8 protein-coding genes are annotated in these 11,811 nt (G+C 62.3%); all 8 read left to right on the top strand.

What is annotated here, in order from left to right:
- The 8 genes from KAK11_RS10925 to KAK11_RS10890 all read left to right on the top strand — a co-directional run bounded on the left by KAK11_RS10925 (position 1) and on the right by KAK11_RS10890 (position 11,811).
- Positions 1-486: a GNAT family N-acetyltransferase gene (locus tag KAK11_RS10925; protein WP_210809152.1), complete on the top strand. Its 486-nt coding sequence runs from the start codon at positions 1-3 to the stop codon at positions 484-486.
- A gap of 92 nt (positions 487-578) precedes the next feature.
- Positions 579-1,574, top strand: a complete 996-nt coding sequence (gene meaB / locus KAK11_RS10920; protein WP_210809611.1) for a methylmalonyl Co-A mutase-associated GTPase MeaB — start codon at positions 579-581, stop codon at positions 1,572-1,574.
- A gap of 45 nt (positions 1,575-1,619) precedes the next feature.
- Positions 1,620-3,152 (top strand): acyl-CoA carboxylase subunit beta, encoded by a 1,533-nt coding sequence (locus KAK11_RS10915; protein ID WP_210809151.1) that lies wholly within the window; start codon positions 1,620-1,622, stop codon positions 3,150-3,152.
- 520 nt (positions 3,153-3,672) lie between these two features.
- Complete coding sequence (locus KAK11_RS10910; RefSeq protein WP_210809149.1) at positions 3,673-5,748, top strand: acetyl-CoA carboxylase biotin carboxylase subunit; 2,076 nt, start codon at positions 3,673-3,675, stop codon at positions 5,746-5,748.
- Between the two features lie 124 nt (positions 5,749-5,872).
- Positions 5,873-6,334 (top strand): VOC family protein, encoded by a 462-nt coding sequence (locus KAK11_RS10905; RefSeq protein WP_210809147.1) that lies wholly within the window; start codon positions 5,873-5,875, stop codon positions 6,332-6,334.
- A 111-nt stretch (positions 6,335-6,445) separates the two neighbouring features.
- Complete coding sequence (locus KAK11_RS10900) at positions 6,446-8,341, top strand: propionate--CoA ligase (protein ID WP_210809145.1); 1,896 nt, start codon at positions 6,446-6,448, stop codon at positions 8,339-8,341.
- Between the two features lie 214 nt (positions 8,342-8,555).
- Complete coding sequence (locus KAK11_RS10895) at positions 8,556-10,790, top strand: NADP-dependent isocitrate dehydrogenase (RefSeq protein WP_210809144.1); 2,235 nt, start codon at positions 8,556-8,558, stop codon at positions 10,788-10,790.
- Positions 10,791-10,842: 52 nt separating this feature from the next.
- On the top strand, positions 10,843-11,811 hold the full coding sequence (locus tag KAK11_RS10890; RefSeq protein ID WP_210809142.1) for a LysR family transcriptional regulator: 969 nt from the start codon (positions 10,843-10,845) through the stop codon (positions 11,809-11,811).

Below are 11,811 nucleotides of genomic sequence, written 5' to 3'. Positions count from 1 at the left end.
ATGGTCTACCACGAGCGCAGCATTGAAGGCTTGAGCCTGGCGCCGGCCGGTGAGGGCGACTTTGAAGCCCTGCTGGCGCTGCGCATGGCGGCCATGCGCGAAAGCCTGGAGCGCGTGGGCCGCTTCGACCCGCAACGGGCGCGCGAGCGCTTGTCGCGCGGCTACTTGCCGGCCTACACCCGCCACATCTTGCTCAAAGGAGAGTTGGTCGGCTTTGTGGTGGTGGTGCCCCGCGAGAACGACTGGCTGCTGGACCACCTCTACATCCACCCCAGTGCGCAAGGCCAAGGCATTGGCTCGGGCGTGTTGGCCCAGGTGCTGCGCGAAGCGGATGCCCAGCGCAAAGCAGTCAGCGTGACGGCGCTCAAGCACTCAGACGCCAACCGCTTCTACCTGCGCCATGGCTTTGTGCTGCAGGCCGAAGGCGAGTGGGACTTGTATTACCTGCGCTCGGCGCGCGGTCGCGCTGACGGGGCAGGCCTGTGAAGCACCTCAGCCCCGCGCAGGTTCATGAGGCATTGCTGAGGCAGGCGGAGGCTCAGGCTCGGCAAGACGGCCGCGAGTTGCGTGAGTCAGAGATGGCGCTGCTGCAAGACATCATCGGCGGCGAGCCCGCCCGTCAGCGGCGTGCGATGGCCAAGACCATCACCTTGCTGGAATCCACGCGCGCCGACCATCGTCTGCACGCGGACGCCTTGCTCAATGCGCTGCTGCCCGCCACGGGCGACAGCTTTCGCCTGGGCATCAGCGGCGTGCCTGGCGTGGGCAAGAGCACCTTTATTGAGGCCTTGGGCCTGCACCTGATCAGTCTGGGTCACCGCGTGGCTGTGCTGGCGGTGGACCCGTCCTCCAGCGTGTCGGGCGGCTCCATCTTGGGCGACAAGACCCGCATGGAGCAGCTCTCCGTGCACCCGCAGGCCTACATCCGCCCCAGCCCCAGCAGCGGCACCTTGGGCGGAGTGGCCGAGCGCACCCGCGAGGCCATGCTGGTCTGCGAGGCCGCAGGCTACGACGTGGTGATCGTCGAGACGGTGGGCGTGGGCCAGAGCGAAACAGCGGTGCAAGGCATGACCGATATGTTCTGCTTGCTGCAACTGCCCAATGCCGGCGACGACCTGCAGGCCATCAAGAAAGGCGTGATGGAACTGGCCGACCTGGTGGTGATCAACAAGGCCGATCTGGACGAGAACGCGGCCACCCGGGCGCGGGCGCAAATCAGCTCGGCGCTGCGACTGTTTGGGATGCATGGTCATCCAGATCATCTTCACCACGACCAAAGTGTGTGGCACCCGACGGTGATCCAGATGAGTGCCCTGAAGAACCAAGGCGTTGATGCCTTCTGGGCCACGGTGTCTCAGTTCCGTGACCTGCAGTCCAGCAGCGGCCGTATGGCCGCACGCCGCCGCAGCCAGGATGAAGCCTGGATGTGGGAGCGTATTGATGCCGGTCTCAAAGCTCGATTCAAAGCCCACCCCGCCGTGCGCGAACAGATAGGCCCTGTGGCCGACGATGTGCGCAACGGCGTGGTGGCCGCGTCCGTGGCCGCCAGACGGCTGCTGGACCTGTTTCATTGATGTTGATGGTTAATTCGTTAAATCGACGACTCTTGAGGAGCCCTTATGCACGATATCCAGCAGATGCTCGAAGAAAAGCGCGCCAAAGCCCGCTTGGGTGGTGGCGAGAAGCGCATCGCCGCGCAACACAAAAAGGGCAAGCTCACGGCACGTGAACGCCTGGAGTTGCTTTTTGACGAGGGCACTTTCGAAGAGTGGGACATGTTCGTCGAGCACCGCTGCGTGGACTTCGGCATGGCCGACACCAAGATCCCTGGCGACGGCGTGGTGACCGGCTACGGCATGATCAATGGCCGCTTGGCTTTTGCCTTCAGCCAAGACTTCACGGTGTTCGGCGGCGCGCTGTCCGAGTCGCACGCCGAGAAGATTTGCAAGGTGATGGACCAGGCCATGAAGGTCGGTGCGCCGGTGATCGGCCTGAATGACTCGGGTGGAGCCCGCATTCAAGAAGGTGTGGCGTCTCTGGGCGGCTATGCCGAGGTCTTCCAGCGCAATGTGATGGCCTCGGGCGTGATCCCGCAGATCAGCATGATCATGGGCCCCTGCGCCGGTGGTGCGGTCTACAGCCCGTCCATGACCGACTTCATCTTCATGGTCAAGGACAGCTCGTACATGTTCGTGACCGGGCCAGAAGTGGTCAAGACGGTGACGCATGAGGACGTGACGGCCGAAGAGCTGGGTGGTGCGTCCACTCACACCAGCAAGAGCGGTGTGGCCGACCTGGCGTTTGAGAACGATGTCGAGGCGCTGCTGATGCTGCGCCGCTTCTTCAATTACTTGCCCTTGAACAACCGCGAGAAGCCGCCGGTGCGCCCCAGCGGCGACGCGGCCTCGCGCCTGGACTATTCGCTGGACACCCTGGTGCCCGACAACGCGAACAAGCCTTACGACATCAAAGAGTTGATCTTGAAGGTGGTGGACGACGGCGACTTCTTCGAGTTGCAGCCGGACTACGCCGCCAACATCGTGATCGGCATGGCCCGCATGGAAGGCCAAACCGTGGGCATCGTGGCCAACAACCCGCTGGTGCTGGCCGGCTGCTTGGACATCAAGAGCAGCATCAAGGCGGCTCGCTTTGTGCGTTTCTGCGATGCCTTCAACATCCCCGTCATCACCTTCGTCGATGTGCCCGGCTTCATGCCCGGCACCAGCCAAGAATACGGCGGCATCATCAAGCACGGCGCCAAGTTGCTTTACGCCTATGCCGAGTGCACGGTGCCCAAGGTCACGGTGATCACCCGCAAGGCTTATGGCGGCGCTTATGACGTGATGGCCTCCAAGCACTTGCGCGGCGACGTCAACTTCGCCTGGCCTAACGCGGAAATTGCGGTGATGGGCGCCAAGGGCGCGGTGGAGATCATCTTCCGCGAAGACAAGGGCGACCCGGAGAAGCTCGCCGCCAAGGAAGCCGAATACAAGGCACGGTTTGCCAACCCCTTTGTGGCGGGCGCACGCGGCTTCATTGACGATGTGATCCAGCCCCATGAAACCCGCAAGCGCATCTGCCGCTCGCTGCTGATGCTCAAGGACAAGAAGCTGGACAACCCGTGGCGCAAGCACGGGAACATCCCTCTGTAATTTTCGTCATGCGTGCCATGTCTTTCACGTTCGCTGGATCGGGCCTGTGGGGTACTACCTCGGGCCTGGGCGCGGGCCGTGGAAGGTTTGCCGCATTCGCTGGATCGGACCGTACGGGAATGGTCGCGGGGAGCGTGCGCGGCATCGGGCCGGGTGGGCACTTTGCTTCGTGTCCCCCGCGCTTCGCGCTCCTCCTTTACCTCCGCAAAGCACCCACCCGGCCCGATGCCGGTTCGGTGCGTGGGTGCGCTGGCCAGGAAACACCAAGGGTACGGCCCTTTGTGACCGGGGCCGAGACCACACTCAGGTTCAGCCGTGGATGTGGTGAGCCTGGCGCAGCGAAGTTAAGGAGGAGCCGACCGCAGGTCGGCGGGGGACATGAGCGGAGGCAGGCGCGCCGCAGCCACGGCGTGCGCAAGCCCATGTGAACGCCAGCAAGCTATCCAGTGGCTTTGCGCAAACAAGCAGCAAGCACCACGACCGAATCACACTGAAAGTCACTCCCATTTAGGAGACCGAGATGTTCAAGAAAATTCTGATTGCCAATCGCGGAGAAATCGCCTGCCGCGTCATCAAGACCGCCAAGAAGATGGGCATTGCCACGGTGGCGGTGTATTCCGAGGCAGACAAGGACGCGCGCCATGTGGCCCTGGCCGATGAGGCTGTGTTGTTGGGCCCGGCGCCCTCACGCGAGTCGTACCTAGTGGCCGACAAAATCATTGCCGCCTGCAAGGCGACCGGCGCTGAAGCGGTGCATCCGGGCTACGGCTTTTTGTCGGAGAACGAAGGCTTTGCCAAGCGCTGTGAAGAAGAAGGCATTGCCTTCATTGGCCCCAAGCACTACAGCATTGCGGCCATGGGCGACAAGATTGCGTCCAAGAAGCTGGCCAATGAGGCCAAGGTCAACACCATTCCGGGCTACAACGATGCCATCGACACCCCCGAACAGGCGGTCGAGATTGCCAAGGGCATTGGCTACCCGGTGATGATCAAGGCCTCGGCTGGTGGTGGTGGCAAGGGCCTGCGCGTGGCCTTTAACGACAAAGAAGCCTTTGAAGGCTTCTCATCTTGCCGCAACGAAGCCCGCAACAGCTTTGGCGACGACCGCGTCTTCATTGAAAAGTACGTGCTGGAGCCGCGTCACATTGAGATCCAGGTGCTGGGCGACAGCCACGGCAATGTGGTCTATCTGCATGAGCGCGAGTGCTCTATTCAGCGCCGCCACCAAAAGGTGATCGAAGAGGCACCGTCGCCCTTCATCTCCGAGGCGACCCGCAAGGCTATGGGCGAGCAGGCCGTGGCCTTGGCCAAGGCCGTGAAGTATCAGTCTGCCGGGACGGTGGAGTTTGTGGTCGGCAAAGACCAAGACTTCTACTTCTTGGAGATGAACACCCGCCTGCAGGTGGAGCACCCGGTCACGGAGTGCATCACCGGGCTGGACCTGGTGGAGCAAATGATCCGCGTTGCTGCCGGTGAGAAGCTGGGCTTCACCCAGGCGGACCTGAAGCGTGAAGGCTGGGCCATCGAGTGCCGCATCAACGCGGAAGATCCCTTCCGCAACTTCCTGCCCTCGACGGGGCGCTTGGTGCGCTACCAGCCGCCTGCACAGCAGTTGGAGCAGTCGGTCCAGACCCTGCAAGGCGCGGCCTATGCCGATGGCAAGTTTGGTGGTGTGCGCGTGGACACCGGCGTCTATGAAGGCGGCGAGATCCCGATGTTCTATGACTCGATGATTGCCAAGCTCATCGTGCATGGCAAGGACCGCAACGATGCGATTGCCAAGATGCGAGAGGCCCTCAATGGCTTTGTGATCCGCGGCATCAGCAGCAACATCCCCTTCCAAGCCGCACTGCTGGCTCACCCCAAGTTCGTGACGGGGGCCTTCAACACCGGCTTCATCGCCGAGCACTATGCCCAGGGCTTCAAGGCCGAAGACGTGCCTCATGATGACCCGCTGTTCTTGGTCGCCTTGGCCGCCTTTGTGCGCCGCAAGGCGCGCGAGCGCGCAGCGCGCATCAGCGGTCAGTTGCCTGGCCACGGGGTGCAAGATGGCCCGGACTTGGTGGTGGTGCAACTCGGCGCCGAAGGCCAGCACACGCACCATGAGGTCAAGGTGCCGGTGTTCGACAACGTCCGTGGCGCGGCTGACGTGCAGGTGGGCGGCAAGACCTATGCCATTCAAAGCCAGACCAAGCTGGGCGAGTTGCTGATGACCGGCACGGTCAATGGCAAGGCCTTCAGCGCGCAGGTTGAGCGCGTGGCCGGCAAGAACCCGCTGGCCTTGCGCGTGGTGCACAACGGCACACAGTTGGATGCCTTGGTGCTGCTGCCGCGAGCGGCTGAGCTGTTCAAGCTCATGCCTTACAAAGCACCGCCCGATCTCTCCAAGTTCTTGCTCTCGCCCATGCCGGGCCTGTTGGTGGACGTGGCGGTGAGCGTGGGCCAAAAGGTCTTGGCCGGGGAAAAACTGGCAGTCATCGAGGCCATGAAGATGGAGAACATCTTGGTGGCCACGCAAGACTGCGTGGTCAAAGAAGTGCGGGCCAGCAAGGGCGAGAGCCTGAGCGTCGATCAAGCCATCTTGTCTTTTGAATAGGCCCCCAGGCTCACTGGCGTTCGCCACCCCCCAAGGGGGCTCTGGCAGTGGCCCGGCGAAGCCGGCTCCACGCCAGCGACCGGGTGGGGTGGTGGCCGTGCCGAAGTGATGAAACCTTTACGCTATGAATAAACCTTTTAAGATTCTTGGCATCCAACAGATTGCCATTGGTGGCCCCAGCAAAGACAAGCTCAAGAGTTTGTGGGTGGACATGCTGGGCCTGAGCGTCAAGAGCACGTTTGTCTCTGAGCGTGAAAACGTCGACGAGGACATCTGCGCACTGGGCAGCGGCCCCACCGCGGTGGAGGTGGACTTGATGCAGCCGCTGGATCCGGACAAGAAGCCGGCCGTGCACACCACGCCGCTGAACCATGTGGGCCTGTGGGTGGATGATCTGCCCAAGGCCGTGGAGTGGATGAGCGCCAATGGGGTGCGCTTTGCGCCCGGCGGTATCCGCAAAGGTGCGGCAGGCTTTGACATTTGCTTCATTCACCCTAAGGGGAACGACGAGTTCCCGGTGGGGGGCGAGGGCGTGCTGATCGAATTGGTGCAGGCGCCGCCTGAGGTGATCACTGCGTTGGGCTGATCCCGCGCACGCTTGAGCGCTGCCTTGACAGTGCAGCGTCAGGCATTCGCAGTGCAATGAGGGCTGTCGTTGCGGCCCTCGCATCCTTCGCACTGCTCCAGGAGACAAAACATGACGAATTACGCTGACTTCCATCGCCGCTCCATTCAGGACCGCGATGGCTTTTGGACCGAGCAGGCTGCGCTCATCGATTGGCACAAGCCTTATGAGCAAGTGTGCGACTACAGCAAGCCGCCGTTTGCCACTTGGTTCAAGGGCGGCGAAACCAACCTGTGCCACAACGCGGTGGATCGGCACCTGAAGGACCGTGCGGACCAAAACGCGCTGATCTTTGTCTCGACCGAGACCAACACCGAAAAGGCCTATTCCTTCCGTGAGCTGCACGCTGAAGTGCAGCGCATGGCCGCCATCTTGAAGGCGCAAGGCGTGGCCAAAGGCGACCGCGTGTTGATCTACATGCCCATGATTGCCGAAGCCGCATTCGCAATGCTGGCCTGTGTGCGCATTGGGGCCATTCACTCTGTGGTGTTTGGCGGCTTTGCCAGCCACTCGCTGGCCAGCCGCATTGAAGATGCGCAGCCCAAGGTCATCATCAGTGCCGACGCCGGCATGCGCGGTGGCAAAGTGGTGCCCTACAAGCATCTGCTGGACGAGGCCATCAGCCTCTCCAGCCACAAGCCTGCCAAGGTCTTGATGGTCAACCGCGGCCTGGCTGACCTGGCCCCGGTGGCGGGCCGTGATGTGGACTACGCCGCTGAGCGCGCGCAGGTCATGGACACCGTGGTGCCGTGCGAATGGGTTGCCAGCGACCACCCCAGCTACATCCTCTACACCAGTGGCACCACCGGCAAGCCCAAGGGCGTGCAGCGCGACACGGCGGGCTACACCGTGGCATTGGCCGCGTCCATGAAGCACATCTACATGGGCAACCCGGGGGAGGCCTACTTCTCCACCAGCGACATCGGCTGGGTGGTGGGCCACAGCTACATCATCTACGGCCCGCTGATCAACGGCATGGCCACCATCATGTACGAAGGCCTGCCCATCCGCCCCGATGCGGGCATCTGGTGGAGCCTCGTTGAGAAGTACAAGGTCTCGGTGATGTTCTCGGCGCCCACGGCGGCCCGGGTGCTCAAGAAGCAAGACCCCGCTTATCTGACCAAGTACGACCTGTCGTCCTTGAAGGCGCTCTTCTTGGCGGGCGAGCCGCTGGATGAGCCGACGGCCTCGTGGATTGGCGGCGCGCTGAACAAGCCCATCATCGACAACTACTGGCAGACCGAAACCGGCTGGCCCATCATGGCCATTTGCAATGGCGTCGAGAAGGCCCCGACCAAGTTCGGTTCGCCCGGCAAGGCGGTGTATGGCTATGACGTCAAGCTCATTGACGAGAACACCGGCGCCGAGATCACCGAACCGAACCAGAAGGGCGTGATTGCCGTTGAAGGCCCGCTGCCCCCAGGCTGCTTGCAAACGGTGTGGGGTGATGATGCGCGTTATGTGAAGACCTATTGGTCCAGCATTCCGGGCAAAGTGATGTACAGCACCTTCGACTGGGGGGTGAAAGACGCTGACGGCTATTTCTACATCCTGGGCCGGACCGACGACGTGATCAATGTGGCGGGTCACCGCTTGGGCACGCGTGAGATTGAAGAAAGCATCTCCAGTCACCCGAATGTCGCCGAAGTGGCGGTGGTGGGCGTGGCAGACCAACTCAAGGGCCAAGTCGCCGTGGCCTTTGCGGTGCTGAAAGATCCTTCGCAAGCCGACACGCCGGAAGCTGCGCTGAAGTTGGAAGGCGCCATCATGAGGGTGGTGGACGACCAACTCGGTGCGGTGGCTCGCCCAGCTCGCGTGCGCTTTGTGTCCGTGCTGCCCAAGACCCGCTCGGGCAAGCTGCTGCGCCGTGCCATTCAGGCCGTGTGCGAAGGCCGCGACCCCGGCGACTTGACCACCATGGAAGACCCCGCAGCGCTGCAGCAGGTCAAGGATTCTGTGGCCCGCTGAGCGGCCTTCAGCTTCCGCCAGATCAGCCGCCATCCCCACCGGGTTGGCGGCTTTTTTCTTCATCAAATCCCCGATCTTTTCGCATTGTGAGATGTGAGGGGCAAAAAATGAAATTCGGACAGGTGCAAGAAAGCAAAATCAGGCATCGTCTTGAGTTGGCCGCGCCGAGACACGTGGCCTGTTTCACTTCACTTCTACAAGCCGGAGCATCGTCATGAGCGACAAGCAGCCCACCATCATCTACACCCTGACCGATGAGGCGCCGCTGCTGGCGACCCACGCCTTCTTGCCCATCGTGCGGACGTTTGCAGGTGCCGCAGGGGTGAACGTGGAGACGAGCGACATCTCGGTGGCCGCACGCATCTTGGGCCAGTTCCCTGATTACTTGACCGAAGAGCAACGTGTGCCAGACAACCTGGCTGAGCTCGGCAAGCTGACCCTCAAGGCCGAGGCCAACATCATCAAGCTGCCCAACATCAGTGCGTCGGTGTCGCAGCTGATGGCCGCCATCAAGGAATTGCAGGCCAAGGGTTATGCGATTCCCGACTTTCCTGAGAATCCCAAGGACGACAAGGAAAAAGACATCCGCGCGCGCTACAACAAGTGCATTGGCAGCGCCGTGAACCCTGTGCTGCGTGAAGGCAACTCGGACCGCCGCGCGCCCAAGGCCGTCAAGGAATACGCTCGCAAGAACCCGCACAGCATGGCGGAGTGGAGCCAAGCGTCTCGCTCGCACGTCTCGCACATGCACCATGGCGACTTCTATCACGGCGAAAAGTCCATGACGCTGGACCGCGCGCGCGATGTGAAGATGGAGCTGATCACCAAGAGCGGCAAGACCATTGTGCTGAAGCCCAAGGTCTCGCTGCTGGATCGCGAAGTCATCGACTCGATGTTCATGAGCAAAAAGGCCTTGCTGGACTTCTACGAGAAGGAGATCGAGGACGCACGCAAGACTGGCGTGATGTTCTCGCTGCACGTCAAGGCAACGATGATGAAGGTCTCGCACCCCATCGTGTTCGGCCATTGCGTCAAGATTTTCTACAAGGACGCGTTTGAGAAGCACGCAGCGACCTTCAAGGAGCTGGGCATCAACGTCAACAACGGCATGGTCGATCTCTACAACAAGATCGCCACCCTGCCGCAGTCCAAGCAAGAAGAGATCAAGCGCGACCTGCACGCCTGCCATGAGCACCGGCCTGAGCTGGCCATGGTGGACTCGGCCAAGGGCATCACCAACTTCCACTCGCCTAACGACGTGATCGTGGACGCTTCCATGCCCGCGATGATCCGCAACGGCGGCAAGATGTGGGACGCTAACGGCCGACTCAAGGATGTCAAGGCCGTGATGCCCGAGTCGACCTTTGCTCGCATCTACCAGGAGATGATCAACTTCTGCAAGTGGCATGGCGCGTTCGACCCCCGCACCATGGGCACCGTGCCCAACGTGGGCCTGATGGCTCAGCAGGCTGAAGAGTACGGCTCTCACGACAAGACGTTTGAGATCCCTGAAGACGGTGTGGCCAACATCACCGACATCAACACCGGTGAAGTGCTGATGAGCCAAAACGTGGAAGAGGGCGACATCTGGCGCATGTGCCAGTGCAAGGACGCCGCCATCCGCGACTGGGTCAAGCTGGCTGTGACGCGTGCACGCAATTCCGGCATGCCGGTGGTGTTCTGGCTCGACCAGTACCGCCCGCACGAGGCGCAGCTGATCACCAAGGTCAAGATGTACCTGCACGAGCACAACACGGCCGGTCTGGACATCCAGATCATGAGCCAGGTGCGTGCGATGCGTTACACCCTGGAGCGCGTGATCCGCGGCCTGGACACCATCAGCGCCACCGGCAACATCTTGCGCGACTATCTGACCGACCTGTTCCCCATCATGGAGCTGGGCACCTCGGCCAAGATGTTGTCCATCGTGCCGCTGATGGCCGGTGGTGGCATGTATGAAACCGGCGCTGGCGGCTCTGCACCCAAGCATGTGCAGCAGTTGGTGGAGGAGAACCACCTGCGCTGGGATTCTCTCGGTGAGTTCTTGGCGCTGGCCGTGAGCTTGGAGGATCTGGGCATCAAGACTGGCAACGCCCGCGCCAAGCTGCTGGCCAAGACGCTGGATGCAGCCACCGGCAAGCTCTTGGATAACAACAAGGGCCCCAGCCCCAAGACCGGCCAGTTGGACAACCGTGGCAGCCAGTTCTACTTGGCCATGTACTGGGCCCAAGAGTTGGCGGCGCAAACCGAAGACGCGGCCTTGGCGCAGCAGTTTGCGGGCCTGGCCAAGAGCTTGGCAGACAACGAGGCCACCATCATTGCCGAGCTGGCGGCTGTGCAAGGCAAGCCGGCGGACATTGGCGGCTACTACCTGGCCGATTTGGCCAAGGTGACGGCCGTGATGCGCCCCAGCGAAACGCTGAACAAAGCCTTGGCCTCCTTGGCTTGATAAGCTCAGCAACCCGCTAACAAAGGCCACCCTCGGGTGGCCTTTTTTCCAGATGCGCCACGACCTCACGACCCTCAACCTTGTGCTGGCCATTGCCGAGTCGCGCAGCATCACGCGTGCGGCCGAGCGCGAGCATCTGGCCCTGGCGGCCGCCTCCAAGCGCTTGAGCGACTTGGAGACGCGACTGGGGGTGAAGCTGTTTGAGCGCCGCGCCCGCGGTGTGGAGCCCACCGAGGCCGGCCGCGCCTTGGTGCGTCACATCCGCAGCCTCCATGCCTCACTGCACGCGCTGGAGAGCGAGGTGATGGAGTTCAGCCGCGGCATCAAGGGGCATTTGCGCATTGCGGCCAATGCGGGCGCGATTGCCGAATGCTTGCCGGGCGATCTGGCGGCCTTTGCCCGGGCCCATCCGCAGATCCGCATCAGCCTGGAAGACCTGACCAGCGCCGAAGTGCAAACCGCGGTCGCCGAGGGCCGGGCGGACGTGGGTGTGTTTGCTCCGCCGCTGCACGACAAGCACTTGCTGACTTGGCCCTATCGCGCCGGTCGCCTGGTCGCCTTGGTGCCCAAGGGCCATGTGTTGGCGCGCAGCTTTCAGGGCACGGCAGGTGTCAGCTTTGAGGCCTTGCTGGACTTTGACATGGTGGGTCTGCACATCGGAGCCTCGGTGCATGAGTTGATGTTGCAGCGCGCTTTGGAGCGCGGGCGCACGCTGAATGCGCGTCTGCAGGTGCGCGGTTTCGATGCCATCGCCCAGCTGGTCGGTGCAGGCTTGGGCGTGGCCGTGCTGCCGGAAGCCGTGGCGCGCCGCTTTGCCAGCCTGTTTGCCATTGACGTGTTGCCCCTGGACGAGCCTTGGGCCAGCCGGCGCTACCTGATTGCGGCACGCGATGTGGCGCAAGGGGAGGGTGCTGCGGCGCGCGCCGAAGCCGAGCGCGCACTGCAGCAACTGTCGCTGCCCGCCGTGGTGCAGCGCTTTGTAGAGGCCTTGCTGTCGGCCGGGAGCACTCAGGCTTCGTGA

The sequence above is a fragment of the Ideonella paludis genome (assembly GCF_018069865.1).
GTDB lineage: Bacteria > Pseudomonadota > Gammaproteobacteria > Burkholderiales > Burkholderiaceae_C > Ideonella > Ideonella paludis.
The sequence above is the reverse complement of the archived record's forward strand: the minus strand, read 5'-3'. Positions and strand labels throughout refer to the sequence as shown.

Bases quoted from the DNA above. Each gene is read 5' to 3' on its own strand.
- KAK11_RS10895 (WP_210809144.1), top strand. From the start codon at position 8,556: ATGAGCGACAAGCAGCCCACCATCATCTACACCCTGACCGATGAGGCG.
- KAK11_RS10915 (WP_210809151.1), top strand. From the start codon at position 1,620: ATGCACGATATCCAGCAGATGCTCGAAGAAAAGCGCGCCAAAGCCCGC.
- KAK11_RS10890 (WP_210809142.1), top strand. From the start codon at position 10,843: ATGCGCCACGACCTCACGACCCTCAACCTTGTGCTGGCCATTGCCGAG.
- KAK11_RS10925 (WP_210809152.1), top strand. From the start codon at position 1: ATGGTCTACCACGAGCGCAGCATTGAAGGCTTGAGCCTGGCGCCGGCC.
- KAK11_RS10910 (WP_210809149.1), top strand. From the start codon at position 3,673: ATGTTCAAGAAAATTCTGATTGCCAATCGCGGAGAAATCGCCTGCCGC.
- meaB (WP_210809611.1), top strand. From the start codon at position 579: ATGGCGCTGCTGCAAGACATCATCGGCGGCGAGCCCGCCCGTCAGCGG.
- KAK11_RS10905 (WP_210809147.1), top strand. From the start codon at position 5,873: ATGAATAAACCTTTTAAGATTCTTGGCATCCAACAGATTGCCATTGGT.
- KAK11_RS10900 (WP_210809145.1), top strand. From the start codon at position 6,446: ATGACGAATTACGCTGACTTCCATCGCCGCTCCATTCAGGACCGCGAT.